At 67.0% G+C, this 17,107-nt stretch carries 16 protein-coding genes; 7 read left to right on the top strand and 9 right to left on the bottom strand.

The features are described from left to right. Window positions 1-40 precede the first annotated feature (40 nt). The 9 genes from G539_RS0115380 to G539_RS0115340 form a co-directional block, all read right to left on the bottom strand. A complete protein-coding gene (locus G539_RS0115380; RefSeq protein ID WP_029075983.1) occupies window positions 41-1,204 on the bottom strand; it encodes a CaiB/BaiF CoA transferase family protein in 1,164 nt (387 codons plus the stop codon). A 17-nt stretch (window positions 1,205-1,221) separates the two neighbouring features. Continuing rightward, window positions 1,222-2,475, bottom strand: a complete 1,254-nt coding sequence (locus tag G539_RS0115375) for a CaiB/BaiF CoA transferase family protein (protein ID WP_210162824.1) — start codon at window positions 2,473-2,475, stop codon at window positions 1,222-1,224. Continuing rightward, on the bottom strand, window positions 2,472-3,638 hold the full coding sequence (locus G539_RS0115370; RefSeq protein WP_029075981.1) for an acyl-CoA dehydrogenase family protein: 1,167 nt from the start codon (window positions 3,636-3,638) through the stop codon (window positions 2,472-2,474). Before G539_RS0115370 ends, G539_RS0115375 begins: the two co-directional genes overlap by 4 nt. 22 nt (window positions 3,639-3,660) lie before the next feature. Then, window positions 3,661-4,179 (bottom strand): MaoC family dehydratase, encoded by a 519-nt coding sequence (locus G539_RS0115365; RefSeq protein ID WP_029075980.1) that lies wholly within the window; start codon window positions 4,177-4,179, stop codon window positions 3,661-3,663. A gap of 14 nt (window positions 4,180-4,193) precedes the next feature. Then, window positions 4,194-5,036 (bottom strand): HpcH/HpaI aldolase/citrate lyase family protein, encoded by an 843-nt coding sequence (locus G539_RS0115360; RefSeq protein ID WP_051231474.1) that lies wholly within the window; start codon window positions 5,034-5,036, stop codon window positions 4,194-4,196. Window positions 5,037-5,145: 109 nt separating this feature from the next. Continuing rightward, window positions 5,146-6,534 (bottom strand): MmgE/PrpD family protein, encoded by a 1,389-nt coding sequence (locus G539_RS0115355; RefSeq protein WP_051231472.1) that lies wholly within the window; start codon window positions 6,532-6,534, stop codon window positions 5,146-5,148. Between the two features lie 12 nt (window positions 6,535-6,546). Then, complete coding sequence (locus G539_RS0115350; RefSeq protein ID WP_029075977.1) at window positions 6,547-7,419, bottom strand: polysaccharide deacetylase family protein; 873 nt, start codon at window positions 7,417-7,419, stop codon at window positions 6,547-6,549. Next, the gene (locus G539_RS0115345) at window positions 7,419-8,258 is read right to left on the bottom strand and encodes an SDR family NAD(P)-dependent oxidoreductase (protein WP_029075976.1); all 840 of its coding nucleotides are present in this window, start codon (window positions 8,256-8,258) and stop codon (window positions 7,419-7,421) included. Before G539_RS0115345 ends, G539_RS0115350 begins: the two co-directional genes overlap by 1 nt. After that, the gene (locus tag G539_RS0115340; RefSeq protein ID WP_029075975.1) at window positions 8,258-8,575 is read right to left on the bottom strand and encodes an REDY-like protein HapK; all 318 of its coding nucleotides are present in this window, start codon (window positions 8,573-8,575) and stop codon (window positions 8,258-8,260) included. The genes G539_RS0115345 and G539_RS0115340 overlap by 1 nt, the downstream gene beginning before the upstream one ends. A 193-nt stretch (window positions 8,576-8,768) precedes the next feature. Between G539_RS0115340 and G539_RS0115335 the strand changes: the two genes are divergently transcribed. Genes G539_RS0115335 through G539_RS0115305 form a run of 7 tightly spaced genes read left to right on the top strand, consistent with a single transcriptional unit; the run spans window position 8,769 to window position 17,096 of the window. Further along, complete coding sequence (locus tag G539_RS0115335; RefSeq protein WP_029075974.1) at window positions 8,769-10,442, top strand: ABC transporter substrate-binding protein; 1,674 nt, start codon at window positions 8,769-8,771, stop codon at window positions 10,440-10,442. Window positions 10,443-10,496: 54 nt separating this feature from the next. Beyond that, window positions 10,497-11,525 carry an ABC transporter permease gene (locus tag G539_RS0115330; RefSeq protein ID WP_051231470.1) on the top strand — a complete coding sequence of 343 codons (1,029 nt, stop codon included), beginning with the start codon at window positions 10,497-10,499 and terminating at the stop codon, window positions 11,523-11,525. After that, window positions 11,525-12,427 carry an ABC transporter permease gene (locus tag G539_RS0115325; RefSeq protein ID WP_051231469.1) on the top strand — a complete coding sequence of 301 codons (903 nt, stop codon included), beginning with the start codon at window positions 11,525-11,527 and terminating at the stop codon, window positions 12,425-12,427. Before G539_RS0115330 ends, G539_RS0115325 begins: the two co-directional genes overlap by 1 nt. Then, on the top strand, window positions 12,414-14,282 hold the full coding sequence (locus G539_RS25030) for a dipeptide ABC transporter ATP-binding protein (RefSeq protein ID WP_051231467.1): 1,869 nt from the start codon (window positions 12,414-12,416) through the stop codon (window positions 14,280-14,282). Before G539_RS0115325 ends, G539_RS25030 begins: the two co-directional genes overlap by 14 nt. Then, window positions 14,279-15,892 carry a GMC family oxidoreductase gene (locus G539_RS0115315; RefSeq protein ID WP_029075971.1) on the top strand — a complete coding sequence of 538 codons (1,614 nt, stop codon included), beginning with the start codon at window positions 14,279-14,281 and terminating at the stop codon, window positions 15,890-15,892. Before G539_RS25030 ends, G539_RS0115315 begins: the two co-directional genes overlap by 4 nt. After that, entirely contained in the window at window positions 15,889-16,326 is a 438-nt protein-coding gene (locus tag G539_RS0115310) for a hypothetical protein (RefSeq protein WP_156911993.1), read from the top strand. Before G539_RS0115315 ends, G539_RS0115310 begins: the two co-directional genes overlap by 4 nt. Continuing rightward, a complete protein-coding gene (locus tag G539_RS0115305; protein WP_035831453.1) occupies window positions 16,323-17,096 on the top strand; it encodes an SDR family NAD(P)-dependent oxidoreductase in 774 nt (257 codons plus the stop codon). The genes G539_RS0115310 and G539_RS0115305 overlap by 4 nt, the downstream gene beginning before the upstream one ends. Window positions 17,097-17,107 lie beyond the last annotated feature (11 nt).

Here is a 17,107-nt window from a genome sequence, read left to right as displayed (position 1 = left end):
TCTTCACGCGAACCGGGTATCCACCTCGCTCGAAAACGCTCTAGCCCCGCCGTCCGGCCAGGATCTCGGCTATGGCCGCATCGTCGAGCCCGGCTTGTCGCAGCACCTCGGCCGTATGCTCGCCGAGGGCGGGCAGGGTGGTGTCGAGCCGGCCGGGCTCGTCGCGATAGCGGATCGGCGTGCCGATGTGCAGATTGCCGTCCACATCGCGGTGCAACATCTCGCGTGCCGCGATGTGCGGCTGGTGGAAGGCCTCGTGCAGGTCGAGGACAGGCGCGAAGCAGACATCCTTGTCGGCGAACCAGGCTTCCCATTCGGCGCGGGTCTTCATCGCGAAGGTCGCGCGCAGGAACTGCTGGACCGGCTCCTGCGTCGGCCCCGGCGGCCCCTCGGCGAGCGGGATCAGGTCGGGCCGTTCTAGCGCATTCAGCAGGTTGCGGACGAATTTGTGCTCGACGCCGCCGAGCACGACATGGCGATGGTCCGCCGTCTCGTAGACCGAGAAGAAGGCATAGCCGCCGAAGGAGCGCTCTTCCTTGACGCGCGGGGCGCGGTCCTCGGCGAATACCGGTCCGGTGACGTTCGGAAGCCACGCCATGGTGGAATCCTGCATCGAGATGTCGAGATAGTCGCCGCGGCCGGTCTTCTCGCGCCGGAGCAGCGCCATCAGGATGCCGGCGAAGGCGGTCATCGAGCCGGCCATGTCGGCGACCGGCATGTGGGGGTTGGTCGGTTGGCCGTCGCCGCCGAGATTGAGGCTGACGACGCCGGCAAGCGCCTCGATGGCGATGTCGTGCGCCGGCCGCTTCACCTCCGGGCCGGTCTGGCCGAAGGCCGAGATCGAGGCGTAGACGATGCGGGGATTGACCTTCGACACCGCGTCATAACCGACGCCGAGCCGGTCGACGACGCCGGGACGGAACGCTTCCACGACGACGTCGGCGGTCTCGCAGAGCCTGAGGAAGGCGGCGACGCCAGCCGGGCTCTTGAAGTCGAGCACGATGCTCTTCTTGCCGCGATGCGTGTTGCGGAACCAGACGCTGACGCCGTCGGAGGTACGGTAGCCGACATTTCTGACAGGCTCTCCCTCGCCGGGCGGCTCGATCTTGATGACCTCGGCGCCATGGTCGGCCATGGTCTGGGTCAGCATCGGGCCGGGCAGGAACAGCGACAGGTCGAGGACGCGGAGACCTTCGAGCTTCATGGCATGGACCTCGTTGGTCAGATGGTCTGTTCGGCGCGCAGCCTGGCGATCTCGTCGGGGCCGTAGCCGATCCCGGCGAGGATCTCGTCCGTATGCTGGCCGAGGCCGGGACCGGACCGGGCCTCGGCGCGGCGGCCGTCGAGCCGGATCGGATTGGAGAGCACCTGCAGGCCGTCGCGCGCCGTATGGTCGACCGACTGCACGCCGCCGGTCGCGCGGAAATAGGGATTGTCGAGCGCCGCCCCCATGCCGAGGACGGGCGCTGCCGGGAGCTGGCCGGAGAAGCGCGCCATCCATTCGCCCGTCGAGCGCGTCGAAAGCGCCGCGTCGAGGAGGGCGATCAGCGCCTCGCGGTTGTCGTAGCGGTTCTTGTTGGAGCGGAAGCGCGGATCCTCGACGAGCTCGCCCAGGCCTGTCAGTTCGCAGAGCTTCTCCCAGAACTTCGGCAGGATGCACATGATGAAGATGCGGCCGTCGCTGGTCGGGAAGGTCTCGCAGGGCACGACGGACGGATGGCCGGAGCGCGGCCGGCGAGTCGTCTCGACGCTCTCGTTCAGATACCAGGTGGCCGGATAGGTCAGCTGGTGCATGGCGACGTCATAGAGCGTCACGTCGACATCGCGGCCACGGCCGGTCCGGGCCGCCCCGAGCAGCGCCGCCGTCAGGGCGAAGGCGGTGGTGATGCCGGTCAGGTAGTCGACGATCGACAGGCCCATGCGGGTGGGGGCGCCGTCCGGTTCGCCGGTCAGCGACAGGAAGCCGGCTTCCGCCTGCATCAGATAATCATAGGCGGGCCAGTTGGCGCGCTCGCCCTCGCGGCCATAGCCGGAGAGATGGGCGCAGACGATCGACGGCTTCACCTTCGCCAGCGCCGTATGCGTCAGGCCGAGCTTGGCTGGCTGGTCGCCGCGCAGATTGTTCAGCACGGCGTCGGCGCCGGCGACGAGGCGGTGCAGCACCGCCTGGCCCTCCGGCTTGCGCAGGTCGAGCGTCAGGCTCTTCTTGCCGAGGTTAAAGGTCTGGAAGAACTGGCTGTCGTTCTCGCCGAGGAAATAGGGGCCCGACTGGCGCGAGCTGTCGCCGGCCGGTCCCTTTCCCGTCGCCGGCGGCTCGATCTTGATCACCTCCGCGCCCATGTCCGAGAGGTACATGGTCGCGAAGGGACCGGCGCCATATTGCTCGGCGGCGATGATCCGGATGCCCTTGAGCGGCGGTTCGGCGATGCCGAAGCCGCTCGGAGCCGCATCGTTTCTCGTCGCCGTCAGGGTCACGCCGGGTTCCTTTCCATCATCTGCTTGGCGATGATCATGCGCTGGATCTCGTTGGTGCCTTCGCCGATGCACATCAGCGGCGCGTCCCGGAAATAGCGCTCGATATGGTACTCCTTGGAATAGCCATAGGCGCCGTGGATGCGCATGGCCTCCAGCGAGTTCTCCACCGCCGCCTCCGAGGCGAAATACTTCGCCATGCCGGCTTCCATGTCGCAGCGCTCACCGCGGTCATAGGCGCGGGCGGCGTCGTAGGTCAGCAGGCGGGCAGCCTGCAGGCGGGTCGCCATCTCGCCGAGCTTCAGCTGGATCGCCTGGTGCTGACCGATCGGCTTGCCGAAGGTCTTGCGCTGCTGGGCGTAGTGGACGCTGTCCATCAGCGCCGCCCCGGCGAGACCGCAGCCGCGCGCCGCGATGTTGATGCGGCCGAGCTCGAGGCCGCCGAGCGCCGTCTGCATGCCACGGCCCTCTTCGCCGCCGATCAGGTTCTCGACGGGCACGCGATAGTTCTCGAAGCTCAGCTCGGCGCTGTCGATGCCCTTGTAGCCGAGCTTCTCCAGCTTGCGCGACACGTTGAAGCCTTCGCCCTTCTCGGCGATCAGCATCGACATGCCCTTGTGGCGCGGGTCGGCGTCGGGGTTCGTCTTCACCAGCAGCGCGAAGCAGGAACCGTGGATGCCGTTGGTGATCCAGGTCTTGGCGCCGTTGACGACATAGTGGTCGCCGTCGCGCACGGCGCGGGTCCGGATCGCCTGCAGGTCGGTGCCGGCGTCGGGCTCGGTCAGGGCCAGGCCGCCACGCAACTCGCCCGTGGCGAAGCGCGGCAGGTATTTCTGCTTCTGCGCCTCGGTGCCGACGCGGGTCACGCAGGCCGACATGATCAGGTGCGAGTTGATGACGCCGCCGAGCGACATCCAGGTGGCGGCGATTTTCTCGACGATCTTGGCGTAGGTCGTCGCCGACAGGCCGAGGCCGCCATATTCAGCGGGAATCGTCGCGCCGAACAGGCCGAGCTCCTTCATTTGCTCGACCATCTCCTGCGGATACTCATCCGCATGGTCGAGCCGCAGCACATGCGGGCGCACGTCGCGCTCGAGCCACTTCTCGATCGCTTCGAGGATCATCTGGTCGTCGGACGAGAGGTCCGAAGGGGAGGCGTTGGACATGGGGCGTTCCTCTTCCGGCGCGTCAGTAGCGCGCCTTCTCCTCGACATCGAAACCGCGCTTGGCGATCAGCATGGTGCGCTCGAACTCGCAGATCAGCTTCTCGTCCTGGTTGAAGCCGCGCGTCTTCACCGTGACGATGCCGGCATTCGGGCGCGACTTGCTCTCGCGCTTGCCGAGCACCTCCGATTCCGCCACCAGAGTGTCGCCGGCGAAGAGCGGGAAGGTGAGCTTGATCTCGCTCCAGCCGAGATTGGCGATCGCCTTCTGGCTGACGTCGGTGACGCTCATGCCCACCATCAGCGCGACGGTGAAGGGCGAGCAGATGATGCAGCGGCCGAACTCGCTGTGCTTGGCGTATTCGGCGTCGAAATGCATCGGATGGGTGTTCATCGTCAGCAGCGTGAACCAAGTGTTCTCCGTCTCGGTGATCGTCCGGCCGGGGCGATGCTCGTAGATGTCGCCTTCGTTGAAGTCCTCGAAATAGCGACCGAAGCTCTCGCGGTAGCGATTGGGACCGACTTCCTTGATTGTCACGACCATCGTCTTGGCTCTTCTCACTGGTTCTTGTTCTGGAAGGAATCGCGGAGCGCCAGGATGCGCTCCATGGCACGCACCACCGGCCGCTCGACGAGCTTGCCGTCGAGCACGGCGAGGCCGGTCGGGCTGGCGCGATAGGCGGCGATGACCCGCTCGGCCTGTGCGATCTCGTCGGTCGTCGGGGCGAACACCTCGTTCACCACGGCGACATTGGCGGGGTGCAGCACGCCCTTGCCGGTGAAGCCGAGCGCCTTGGCGGCGACGGATTCGGCGCGGACGATCTCCGCGTCGCGGAAGGCCAGGCTCGGCACATCGAACACGTCGACGCCGGCGAGCTTGGCCGCGTGCACGACCCGCGAGCGGGCATAGAGCAGTGGCTCGGGCGCAATCGCGACGCCGAGCTCGGCCGACAGGTCCGCGCCGCCGAACATGGCGAACTCGATCCGGTCGCTGGCGGTGAGGATCGAGGCGACGTTCTCGAGGCCTTCGACGCTTTCGATCAGCACGGCGAGACCGAGGTCCAGCCCTGCTTCGGCGAGCAGCCCGGCGACCCAGCGCACCTCGTCGGCCGTGTCGACCTTGGGCAGGAAGATCACGCCGGCGGCCGGTCGCGCCTCGATGACGGCGAGCAGATCGCGCAGGCCTTCGGCGCTGCGCGGGCTGTTGATGCGGAGCACCCGCTCCGGGCCTGCGACATCGGCGAGGAAGGGGATCGCGGCGGCGCGCGCCTCTGCCTTCAGGGCCGGCGGCACCGCGTCCTCGAGGTCGAGACAAACGACGTCGGCGCCCGTGGCCAGCGCCTTGGCGTGCACCTCGATGCGGTTTCCGGGAGCGAAAAGTAGGGTTCTGCGCGCGCGCATGATGGGACCGCATCTCCTGCAGAGTGCCGTATGCGTCAAATTTGTCCGGACAAATAAGAGGACGCAAAGAGGCTTGTCAAATGATTTGTCCGGACAAATCAGGTTTGCTTTAGCCGACCAGCGTCAGCGCGACCAGCGCCGCCGCATCGGGGTTGGATTCCAGGTCTTGGATCGCCGCGATCAGCGCATCGACCTTCTCCGGCGCGAGCGGCGCCGCGCCATAGCCGGCGCAGCGACGGAACTTCTCGACATTCTCGGCGTCGGTCAGCGGGGCGGCCGGGTGGCCATAGACATGGGGAAGCGTGATCGCGTGATCGGTGCCGTTCTTGAGGCGCACCCGGATCGTCTGCGGATCGAGCGCGTTCAGATCGGGGTTCTCGTCCTGCACGACGTCGACCAGCGCGGCGTAGCGATGGGCCGTCTCGTCGTCGAGCGACGCCCGATCGCGGAAGTCGGGCACGTCGACCCGGCCACGCGCCAGCATTGTGCCGGCGACGAAGCGCAGGCAGAGCTTGGCATAGTTCGATTCCGGATTGGCGACATCCGGCCGGCCGACGAGGCGATTGACCAGCGGCGGCACCTCGCAGACCACGCCGGCGATGTCGTCGGCCGTGAAGCCATGCGTCTGCATGAGTTTGCCGATGCCGTCGACGGCGCCATGCGTGAGGCGACCGCTCGGATACGGCTTGTGCGACATCTCCAGCATCTGCCAGTCCTTGCCGAGCCGGGCGAGGAAAGGCTCGAGATCGTAATCGTTCTGCTCGAACAGGGCGAAATAGCCGTACTGACCGACGAGGATGTCGTGCGGGCCGCGAAAGCCGGCCGCGGCAAGATCCGTGGCGACGATGGCGGCGCGGGCGTTGAACCCGACCTGCAGGCCCAGCATCGGCGAGCCCTCGACATGCGGCTGCAGCGTGCCGCTGGTCTGGGAATATTGCGCGCCGAGCGCGTTCTTGAGAGCTAGCGCGTCGAAGCCGGCGAGCTTGCCGATCGCCGCGACCGCGCCGAAGCCGCCGGCCGTTGCCGGCCGGAAGAAGCGCAAGGCCGAATTGGTGACGACGCCGAGCATGGTCGAGACGTCGACGCCGAGCGCCAGCGCCGTGATCAGGTCGCGGCCGGCTATGGTTCGACCCTTCGCCCGCTCTCTCTCCGCCCAGGCGATCACGGCCGAGAGGATCGTCGCCATCGGATGCAGCACGGCGCCTTCGTGCACGCAGTCGAATTCGAGGCAGTGGATCTGGTAGGCGTTGACGATCGCCGCCTGCTGGGCCGGAAGCTTCTCGCCCGTCAGCCAGACGGTCGCCTCGTCGCCCTGACCCCAGCCGGCCGCGACCTGCTTCAGTTCCGGAATGCCGGTGCCGGCGGAGCCGGCAATGCCGACGCCGAGCGTGTCCAGCAAGAACGTCTTGGTCTTGGCGACGACCGCCGCGGGGAGATCCTCGAAGCGTGTGTCGATGACATGGTTGACCACGCGGTCGAGCGGATTGGTCGAGGCCATGATGCGAATTCCTCAGACCGGGGCAGGGATGCTGGCGGCGAAGTGCCGGGCGATGTCGAGGCGGGTCGCGCACCAGACGTCGGGCTGGCTCTTCACATACTGGATGAACTTCTCCAGCACGCCGATGCGGCCGGGACGGCCGATGATCCTGAGATGCAGGCCGAGCGACATCATCTTCGGGCCGTCGGCGCCTTCCTCGTAAAGCTGGTCGAAGGTGGCGATGGCATAGTCGAGCCAGTCCTGCGGCGTGTAGGACGGCGCCGTCCAGAACTTCATGTCGTTGGTGTCGAGCGCATAGGGGACGATGACGATCGGCTTCGGGCCGGCGTCCGTCTCGACCACGTCCCAGCGCGGCACGTCGTCGGAGAAATCGTCCATGTGATAGGCGAAGCCGGCCTCGGCGAGCAGGCGCCGCGTGCGGTCGGTGTGTAGATAGCGCGAGAGCCAGCCATAGGGGCGCGTGCCGGTTGTTGCCTCGATGCTCTTCACCGCCTTGTCGATGAAGTCGCGCTCGCGCGCTTCGTCATAGGAGAACTGGTGGATCCAGCGCCAGCCATGGCTGCAGGTCTCGTGGCCGCCGTCGCGGATCATGTCGGCGAGTTCCGGCGCGTTTTCGATCGCCATCGCCGCCGCCGTCACCGTCGTCGGGATGCCGTGCTTCCGGAACAGGCCGAAGACGCGCGGCGCGCCGGCGCGGATGCCGTACTGGTAGTTGCTTTCGTTAGCGTAGTTGCGGATCGGGATCTTCAGCGAAACGCCGAGCTCGTCGACCGGCTCAGGGCCCTTGTCGCCGCGGGCGACGGTCATCTCCGAGCCTTCCTCGATGTTGATGACGAAGGACATGGCGAGCCGGGCCTGGTTCGGCCAGGAGAAGGACGCGGTCATCAGTGGTATTCCTCCCCGCCGGAGACGTTGATCGCCTCGGCGGTAATGTAGGCGGCGGCGTCCGAGCAGAGGAACGCGGCGGTTTCGGCGGTGTCATTGGGCGTGCCGGTGCGCTTCAGCGGAATGCGGGCGCGCATCTCGTCCAGATAGGCCTCGATTGTCTGGCCGCGCGCCTCGGACATGAAGCGGTTCTGCCAGGCGCCGAGCCCCGTCGTGACGTGGTTCGGGCAGATGGCGTTGACGGTGATGCCGTGCTCGCCGAGCTCCAGCGCCGCCGAGCGGGTCAGCCCGATCAGGCCGTGCTTCGACGCCGTGTAGGCGCTGGCGAAGGCGAAGCCGGATTTGGCCGCCTGCGAGGCGATGTTGATGATCCGGCCGCCCTGGCCCTGGGCGATCATCTGCCTGGCGGCATGCTTGGTCGCCAGCGCCGGGGCGCGCAGGTTAACGCCGAGCACGACGTCCCAGCTCTCGGCCTCGAGCTCGACAAGCGGTCCGAACAGATAGCCGACGCCGGCGTTGTTGATCAGGATGTCGAGCCGATCGAAATTGTCGACGGCGGCCTGGACGATGCGGGCGATCTCGGCCTCGTCGAGCAGGTCGCCGGTGACGGTCACGGCCTCGGCGCCGTCGGCGGCGAGTTCGGCCGCGACCGCTTCGAGATCGGTCAGCGTGCCGACGCCATGCGCCGGCGCGGCGGCGCCAGAGATCGCGCCCCGGTCGTGCAGGACGATCCTCGCGCCTTGCGAGGCCAGCTTGCGGGCGATCCCCTGACCGAGCCCGCCGGCGCGTCCCGCGCCGGTGATCAGGGCGACCTTGCCGGCCAGTCCGCGCTCGCTCATCACGCGGCTCCGAGCGTGCGGGTCATGATGAAGGTGGGATTGTCGGCAAAGGCCTGGAACTCGGCCGCGATCTTCTGCATCGTGTCGGTCGCCACATCGGCGCCGAACTTCTCCATGTCGACGACATCGATGATCTCGACATAGGCATAGGGCGGCTTGGCGTCCGAGCCGAGCACGCCGGTCGTCTGGTGGACGGAGAAGGCGCCGATCGAATCGAGGCCGTTCACGACCGGAATGTCCGTCGACTTTGCCCAGGCCTCATAGACCTCGGGGTCGACACCGGCCTTCAGATTGAACAGCACCACGATACGCGTCACACCGACCTCCACTGCGATTTCTGCCCGAAACATCCCAGGCTAGCCGATTATTTGTCCGGACAAATGTCTCGACCAAGCCGATGCCTGTCAACCCATTTTTGCGAAGTTTCTCCAAGAACTGCTTGACAAGACCGGGGAGCTGAGGCGTGATTTGTCCGGACAAATCCACCAAGACAATCCGAGGGGTCCTACGATGCTGAAGAGAAACGCGTTGCTTTCGGCTGTCGCCGTGGCAACCCTTGCCGTGACGGCGGCGCCCGCCGCCGCCCAGCAGATCCTCGTCCTGGCCGAAGACGTTCCGGCCGGCCTCGATTATGACGGCCCGTCGGCGGCGATTCCCGCCAGCCAGCAGGGCATGGTCACGCTGATGGAGCCGCTCGTCGGCTATGCCGCGGGCCCCGCCAACGAGGACGGCATCGGCATGCCGGACTTCTCCAAGATCGAGGGCCGGCTCGTCGAGAGCTGGGACTATGATCCCGCCACGTTGACGTGGACCCTGCATCTGCGCAAGGGCGTCAAGGGCTGCGACGGCGCGACCTTCGATGCCAAGGACGTGGCCTACACCTTTGCCCGCGCCAAGTCGGTGAGCGGCGCCGCGCCGATCGGCTGGTTCCTGTCCAACGTCGCCTCGATCGACGGCTTCACGCCGGCCGTGTTCGGCGATGACCCGAAGGCCAAGGAGCTGGGCGACGAGGTCAAGATCATCGACGACTACACGGTCCAGATCCGTCAGTCGGAGCCGAACGCGCTGTTCCTGCCGGTGCTCTCGATCTTCGGCCTTCTCGTTTACGACAAGGAGACGATGGAGAAGCACGCGACCGAGAAGGATCCCTGGTCGCACGACTACGCGAACACGCAGAACGCGCCCGGCTTCGGCGCCTATTGCCTCGACAAATGGTCGAAGAACCAGGAGATCAGCTACAAGGCGAACCCGGACTATTACCGGGGCAAACCGGCGATCGACAAGGTCACCGTCCGCCGCGTGCCGCAATCGTCGAACCGCGCCGTGGTGCTGCGTACCGGCCAGGCCCAGCTCGCCAGCGGCCTGACGCCGAAGGAATTCGACAGCCTGCGCACGGCCAAGGGCGTCGCCGTCGGCGGCGTCACGGGCAACGAGAACCTGTTCGTTCATATGAACTTCGCCGCGAAGCCCTTCGACAATCCGAAGGTTCGCGAGGCGATCGCCCATGCGATCCCGTTCGAGCAGATCATCAAGACCGGCTATTTCGGCCAGGCGCATCAGTGGAAGGGCTCGGTGCCGAGCGGCTATCCGGGCTTCAAGGAAGCCGGTCAGTACAGCTACGACCCGGAGAAGGCCAAGGCGCTGCTGGCCGAGGCCGGCTATGCCGACGGCAAGGGCCTCGAAGCCTTCGGCGACGCATTCCAGCTCTCCTACGTCGCGGAGAAGGAATCGACGCTCGGCCCGATCGTCAACATCATCCAGTCCTCGCTGCGCGCCATCGGCATTCCCGCGACGCTTAATCCGATCCCGCAGACCCAGTATGGCGACCGCCAGCTGGTGAAGGGCGATCTGCCCTTCGCGGTCAACGACCAGGAGAAGCCGATCGGCGTCGACGCCGGCTACGCGGTCCAGCTGTTCTTCGTGTCGAAGGACAAGGGCGGCCTCAATAACATGGTCAATTATTCCAGCCAGGTCGTCGACGATCTCTGGGCAAAGGCCCGCATCGAGCCCGACGCGGCCAAGCGCACCGAGATGCTCGGCCAGATTCAGGACCAGCTGGCGGCCGACGTCGCTTGGCTGCCGGTGGTCGAGTACAAGACGCAGTGGGCCTATTCGGACAAGCTCAAGGGCATGCGCTGGTATCCGGACAACTCCGTCCGCTACTTCGATCTCAGCGTTCAGTAATCCGAAGGAGGCAGGCCGGTTTCGGTCTGCCTCTTTCCCGCCGAGGGTCGGCCCGTGCTGTTTCGATACATCTCCAAGCGCTTCGCCGTTGGGCTGCTTCAGCTCATCGGACTGACGATCGCTGTTTTCTTCCTGATCCGACTGCTGCCGGCGGACCCGGTGTCTCGCCTGGTCGGCATGAATGCCAGCCCAGAGGCCTATGCGCAGGCCGCCAAGCAGCTCGGCGTCGACCGGCCGCTTCTGGCGCAGCTGGCGACCTATCTCGGCTTCCAGCCCGAAATTGCGCCGGGATTGCTGCAGGGATCGCTGGGCGTCTCCTGGGTTACCGGCACGCCCGTCACCGCGGAGATCGCCGCCTATCTGCCCGTGACCCTCGAGCTCGTCACGCTGAGCTTCATCCTGGCGCTCGCCGTCGCCGTGCCGATCGGCATGTTCGGTGCGCTCAATCCCGGCGGCAAGGCTGACAAGGGCGTCTTCGTCTACTCGCTCTTCGCCGGTTCGCAGCCGGAGTTCTGGTGGGGGCTTCTGTTCGTCTACCTGTTCTTCTTCACCCTCGGCATCGCGCCGGCGCCGCTTGGCCGGCTGTCGCCGATGTCCAGTCCGCCTGATGTCGTCACCGGCTTCATGACCATCGATTCCCTGATCGCCGGCCAGTTCGACCTCTTCGTCGAGGCGCTGCATCACCTGATGCTGCCGGTCTTCACCATGGCGTTCATCCTGTCGGGGCCGATCATCAAGATGGTGCGCCAGAACATGGCCCGCGCCCTGCAGTCCGACTTCGTGCTCTACGCCAACTGCGCCGGCCTGCCGAAGCGGCGGGTCGCCGGCTATGCGCTCAGGGCGGCGATGGCGCCGTCGATGACGCTGATCGGCATCCTCTATGGCTTCATGCTCAGCGGCGCGGTCCTGACCGAGAGCGTCTTCTCGCTCGGCGGCATCGGCCAATACGCGATCAACGCGGTGCTCAACTACGATTACCCCGCCATCCAGGCCGTCGTGCTCGTGATCACCGCCATCTCGCTTGTCGTCTATCTCGCGCTGGACCTGATCCACGCCGCGATCGACCCACGGATTGCCTTCTGATGTCGAGCCAGCACACCCTCGAAACGGCAGACATGCTGCCGCGCCGCCGCCGCGACTGGCTGTTCGGCCTTGGCCTGACGATCGTCGTCATCGTCGTCGCGCTCGCAGTGGTCGGCCCCTATATCGGCCCCTACGATCCGACGCTGACGACTCCGAACGTCTCGGTCCCGCCGCCGTCGCTCGCCGAGGTGCCTGGCCTCTTCAGCGCCTGGATCTCGGGCACGCTTGAGGCGCCGCCGCACTGGATGGGCACGGACGCCAGCGGCTTCGACGTGTTCTCCCGCGTCATCGCCGCGCCGCGCACCGATCTCGTCATCGCGCTGGTCGCCAACGGACTGTCTCTCGTCATCGGCGTCTTCCTAGGCCTGATCGCCGGCTATTACCGCAATGCCGCGACCGAGTTCATGATGCGCGTCTCCGACGTCATGCAGTCGTTCCCGGTCTTTATCTCGGCCATGGTCCTGGTGGCGCTGGCCGGCCGTTCGACGACCAACATCGTCATCGCGCTCGCCTTCGTTTACACGCCGATCTATGTCCGCCTAACCCGCGCCGAGGTGATGAGCCAGAAGGTGCGCGGCTTCGTCGAGGCGGCGCGCGCGCTCGGCAACACCGAGCTCAACATCGCCATCCGCCACGTCCTGCCGAACTCGCTGACGCCGGCACTGATCCAGGCCTCCGTCACCATCGGCTTCGCCATCCTGCTCACCGCGGGCCTGTCCTTCGTCGGCGCCGGCGTGCGCCCGCCGACGCCGGAATGGGGCCTGATGATTTCCACCGGCGCCAACCAGATCATTCTTGGCGAATGGTGGCCGTCGGTGTTCCCGGGCATCGCCATCTCCCTGACCGTGTTCGGCTTCGCCGTGCTCGGCAACGCTCTGGAGCGCCGCTATGATGCATCGTGAGGCAGCGGCGGTGGCCGAGCGCCCGGAGACCATGGCGGCGCGTACGGTGCTCTCGGTGGAGAACCTCGTCGTCGGCTATCCGGTCGACGGGCGCATGGTGAAGCCGGTCGACGGGCTTTCCTTCAAGGTCCATGAGCGCGAGGTGGTCGGGCTGATCGGCGACGCCGGCAGCGGCAAGTCGACCGCGGCGCTGGCGCTGCTCGGCCTGGCGCGACCGCCGGGCAAGATCCTCGGCGGCCGTGTCGAGTTCGACGGCCGCGATCTGCTCAAGCTGCCGGAAGCCGAGATCCGCGCCATTCGCGGCCGCGACATCGGCATCATCGTGCAGAACCCGCGCTCCTCGCTCAATCCGATGCTCCGGATCGGCAAGCAGATCGGCTACGCCTACGAGGCGCACAACCAGGCGAGCGGCACCGAGGTTCGACGCAAGGTCATCGAGATGCTGCGCATGGTCGGCATCAACGATCCCGAAAGCCGGGCCGAGGCCTATGCGCACGAGCTTTCAGGAGGCATGGCGCAGCGGGCGCTGATCGCCATGGCGCTCTCTTCGAAGCCGAAGCTCTTGATCGCCGACGAGCCGACCAGCGGCCTCGACGTGACGATCCAGGCGCAGTTCCTTGACGAGATGTGGAACACCGTCCAGAAAACCGGCTCCGCCATCCTGCTGATCACGCAGGAGCTGGGCACGCTCGCCAATTATTGTGACCGCGTACTGGTGCTTCATGAGGGGCGGATCGTCGAGGACGCTCCGGTCCGGCAGTTCTTCGCCAATCCGCAGCATCCCTACAGTCAGCAAATCCTGAAGCTGCAGCGCGAGCGCGGCCATTCGCTCGGCCTGCCGCCGGTCGAGGCCGGCACTAGGCCGCTGCTCGCCACCACCGATTTGCGCAAGACCTTCGCCGTTCGCCATACCAAGAAGCTGATCCAGGCGGTCGACAAGGTCTCACTGACGATCGGCCGCGGCGAGACGCTCGGACTGGTCGGCGAAAGCGGCTCCGGCAAGACGACGGTCGGGCGCTGTATGCTGCGGCTCCTGGAACCGTCGTCCGGCTCGGTCGTCTTCGACGGCGAGGATCTCGTCAAGCTGCCGCCTAACGACATGCGGCGCTACCGCTCGAAACTGCAGATCGTCTTCCAGGATCCGTTCGACAGCCTCAATCCGCGCTGGTCGATCCGCCGGATCCTGACCGAGCCGCTCGACCTGCACACGAAGCTGTCGACGGCCGACAAGCGCAGGCGGGCCGAGGAACTGATGGACCTCGTCGATCTCGATCGCGCGCTGCTCGACCGCAGGCCGCGCGGCCTCGGCGCCGGCGCCCTGCAGCGCATCAACATCGCCCGCGCGCTCGCCTGCAATCCCGAGTTCATTGTGCTCGACGAGCCGACCTCGGTGCTGTCGCCGCGGGCCCGCGTCGGGCTGATCGAGCTTCTCGTCCGGCTCCAGAAGGAGCTCGGCATCAGCTACCTGTTCATCAGCCACGACCTGACGACGGTTCGCTATCTCTGCCACAAGGTCTCGGTCATGTATCTCGGCCAGATCGTCGAGACGGGCACCGTCGAACAGGTGTTCAGCAAGCCGCGCCATCCCTATTCGCAGGCGTTGCTCTCGGCGCATCTCTTCCCCGATCCGACCAACCGGCGCGTCGACAGCGTCATTCCGGCGGCTCTCGAGGGCGAGATCCCGAGCCCGATCGACCTGCCGCATGGCTGCTACCTGGCAAGCCGCTGCCCGCATGTGGTCGAAGCCTGCCGGGCGACGCCGCAAGCGCTGGAACCGCTCGAAGGCGGCCAGAGCGTCCGCTGCTGGCGGGCCGTGGCGGGCGAGATCCAGGCCTTCGGAGGGGCGCACGCATGACGGACGCGATCGACGATGTCGTCATTGTCGGCGCCGGTGCCAGCGGAGCTGCGGTCGCGTGGCGTCTGGCGCGCGCAGGCCTGAAGGTCACCTGTCTCGAGCAGGGCGACTGGGTGCGCTATGACGAGGTGCCGAGCTTCCGCACCGACTGGGAGGTGGCGCGCCAGACCAGCCATCACCCCAATCCGAATGTGCGGCGCAACCCGGTCGACTATCCCGTTGATGACAGCGAGGCGGCGATCAAGCCGTTCCTCTATAATGCGGTCGGCGGCTCGACCATTCTCTGGGGCGCGCATTTCCCGCGCTTCCGCCCCTCCGACTTCCGGGTCAAGACGCTCGACGGCGTCGGCGACGATTGGCCGATCTCGTACGAGGATCTCGCGCCCTACTACGAAGAGAACGACCGGATGATGGGCGTCTCCGGCCTTGCCGGGGATCCCGGCAATCCGCCGCGCCTGGCGCGCCAGATGCCGCCGGTGCCGCTTGGCCGGGGCGCCGAGAAGATGGCCGGCGCCTTCGACCGGCTCGGCTGGCACTGGTGGCCCTGCGACGTCGCCATCAATTCGCAGCCCTATGGCGAGGGGCGTGGCGGCTGCAACAATTGCGGCCCCTGCGATCTCGGCTGCCCGAGCGGGGCGCGCAGTTCGTCCGATGTCACCTACTGGCCGCAGGCGATCGGCGCAGGCGCCAAGCTGATCACCGGCGCACGCGCGTTCGAGGTCGAGACCGACAGCGAGGGCCGCGCCACTGGCGTCGCCTATTATGACCGCGACGGCGCCGCCCAGCGGCATCGGGCGCATGTGGTGATCCTGGCCGCCAACGGCCTCGGCACGGCGCGGCTCATGCTGCTGTCGCAGTCGAAGCGCTTTCCAAACGGCATCGCCAACGACACCGATCTGGTCGGGCGCCGCCTGATGCACCATCCGACCGGCATGGTGACCGGCACCTTCGACGAGGCGGTCGACGGCTATGCCGGTCCCTTCGCCGTCTCGATCCTCTGCCAGCACTTCTACGAGACCGATGCGGCGCGCGGCTTCGTGCGCGGCTACCAGATGCAGCTGGTGCGCTCGAACGGCCCGGTCGGTACGGCGGTCGGCGGTTACCTGCCGCGCGTCCCCTGGGGCGAGGGGCACCACGAGACCTTCCGCAACACCTTCGCCCGCACCGCGAGCCTGACGGTCACGACCGAAGATCTGCCGCGCCTCGACAACCGTGTCACGCTCTCGGACAGCCTCCGGGATGCCTGGGGTATCCCGGCGCCGAAGATGACCTACAGCCTCGACCAGAACACCAAGGAGATGATCGAGCACGGCATCAAGAGCGCGACGCGCGCCTTCAATGAGGCCGGCGCCGTTGCCGTCACGGCGGAGCGTCTGGTCGTCAACGCCGGCTTCCACCTGCTCGGCACCGCCTGCATGGGCAGCGACGCCGACGCCAGCGTCGTCGACGGCGATTGCCGGGCGCACAGCGTGCCCAACCTGCTGGTCGTCGACGGCTCCGTCTTCACCACATCGGCGGCGCTCAATCCGACGCCGACGATCCAGGCGGTGGCGCTGCGCGCCGCCGACCGGCTGCTCGCGGCGCGGCGCGGCGTGGAGGTAGCGGCATGACAAGCATCGATCGCACTTCTCTCGCGGTTCTGCTCGACCGGATGATCCCGGGCGACGCGGACTTCCCGCCGCCGAGCCGGATCGAACTGGCCGATGCAATGGTGACGCATGAGCGCTTCGGCGCCATGGCCGAGGCGATGATCGCGGCCTTGCCCGCGGATTTCTCCACCCGACCGAAGGAGGCGCAGATCGCCGTCGTCGAGAGCGTCGAGCGGGAGAAGGCTGCCGTCTTCGACCCGTTCGTGGTGGCGCTCTATAGTCTCTATTACGTCCATCCGACGGTGCTCGCCGCCGTCGAGCGGGCGTCCGGCTATGCCGCCCGCGCACCGCAGCCAGAAGGCTATGCGCTGAAACGTTTCGATCCCGCGATCGTCGCGGTCCCTGCCTCGCGCGGGCCGCAATATCGCGATGCCGGCACGGGAAGTTCCTCATGATCCGCGATTGCGAGCGTCACGCCGGCAAGGGCGTGCTGGTCACCGGCGGCGCCAGTGGCATCGGCCTCGGCATCGTCGAGCGCTTTCTCGGCGAGGGCGCCTCGGTCGCCGTGCTCGATCTCGCCTCCATCGACAAGCCCGAAGCGGCGGGGCGATTCCTGAGCCTCGTGGGCGACGCCACCGACGAGGCGACCGTCGATGTGGCGGTGGCCGAGACGGCGGCGCGTTTCGGCGGCCTGGACGTCATGGTCTGCAATGCCGGTGTGATCGCCGTCGGTCCCGTCATCGACATGCCGCTTTCCGAATGGCAGCGCGTCGTCGGCATCAATGTCGACAGCGTCTTCCTCGGATCGCGTGCCGCGGCGCGCCAGATGATCGCGCAGGGCAGGGGCGGCGCGATCATTAACGCCGCTTCGGGCGCCGGGCGGCGCGGCGTGCCGAACCTCTCGCACTACTGCGCCTCCAAGGCCGCGATCATCATGCTGACGCAGTCGCTGGCGGTCGAGTTGGCGCCGCATCGGATCCGCGCCAACACCTATGTGCCGGGCCATATCGAGACGCCGTTCTGGGGTGGCATCGCCTCCGGCTTTGCCCGCGTCACCGGCAAGACGCCGGACGAGGTCATCGAAGGCTTCCGCGCCACCGTGCCCTGGGGCCGGTTCGGCACGCCGGACGATGTCGCGGCGACGGTTTCCTGGCTTGCCAGCGACGAGGCCGAGTATGTCAGTGGCCAGGCCATCGCCATGAACGGCGCCGAATTCCCGTACTGATTGAGCAAGAG

This window comes from Kaistia adipata DSM 17808 (assembly GCF_000423225.1).
Taxonomy (GTDB): Bacteria; Pseudomonadota; Alphaproteobacteria; order Rhizobiales; family Kaistiaceae; genus Kaistia; species Kaistia adipata.
The sequence above is the reverse complement of the archived record's forward strand: the minus strand, read 5'-3'. Positions and strand labels throughout refer to the sequence as shown.

Excerpts from the sequence above, each read along its gene's own strand:
- G539_RS0115380 (WP_029075983.1), bottom strand. The coding sequence starts at position 1,204 with ATGAAGCTCGAAGGTCTCCGCGTCCTCGACCTGTCGCTGTTCCTGCCC.
- G539_RS0115370 (WP_029075981.1), bottom strand. The coding sequence starts at position 3,638 with ATGTCCAACGCCTCCCCTTCGGACCTCTCGTCCGACGACCAGATGATC.
- G539_RS0115365 (WP_029075980.1), bottom strand. The coding sequence starts at position 4,179 with ATGGTCGTGACAATCAAGGAAGTCGGTCCCAATCGCTACCGCGAGAGC.
- G539_RS0115360 (WP_051231474.1), bottom strand. The coding sequence starts at position 5,036 with ATGCGCGCGCGCAGAACCCTACTTTTCGCTCCCGGAAACCGCATCGAG.
- G539_RS0115355 (WP_051231472.1), bottom strand. The coding sequence starts at position 6,534 with ATGGCCTCGACCAATCCGCTCGACCGCGTGGTCAACCATGTCATCGAC.
- G539_RS0115350 (WP_029075977.1), bottom strand. The coding sequence starts at position 7,419 with ATGACCGCGTCCTTCTCCTGGCCGAACCAGGCCCGGCTCGCCATGTCC.
- G539_RS0115345 (WP_029075976.1), bottom strand. The coding sequence starts at position 8,258 with ATGAGCGAGCGCGGACTGGCCGGCAAGGTCGCCCTGATCACCGGCGCG.
- G539_RS0115335 (WP_029075974.1), top strand. The coding sequence starts at position 8,769 with ATGCTGAAGAGAAACGCGTTGCTTTCGGCTGTCGCCGTGGCAACCCTT.
- G539_RS0115325 (WP_051231469.1), top strand. The coding sequence starts at position 11,525 with ATGTCGAGCCAGCACACCCTCGAAACGGCAGACATGCTGCCGCGCCGC.
- G539_RS25030 (WP_051231467.1), top strand. The coding sequence starts at position 12,414 with ATGATGCATCGTGAGGCAGCGGCGGTGGCCGAGCGCCCGGAGACCATG.
- G539_RS0115315 (WP_029075971.1), top strand. The coding sequence starts at position 14,279 with ATGACGGACGCGATCGACGATGTCGTCATTGTCGGCGCCGGTGCCAGC.
- G539_RS0115310 (WP_156911993.1), top strand. The coding sequence starts at position 15,889 with ATGACAAGCATCGATCGCACTTCTCTCGCGGTTCTGCTCGACCGGATG.
- G539_RS0115305 (WP_035831453.1), top strand. The coding sequence starts at position 16,323 with ATGATCCGCGATTGCGAGCGTCACGCCGGCAAGGGCGTGCTGGTCACC.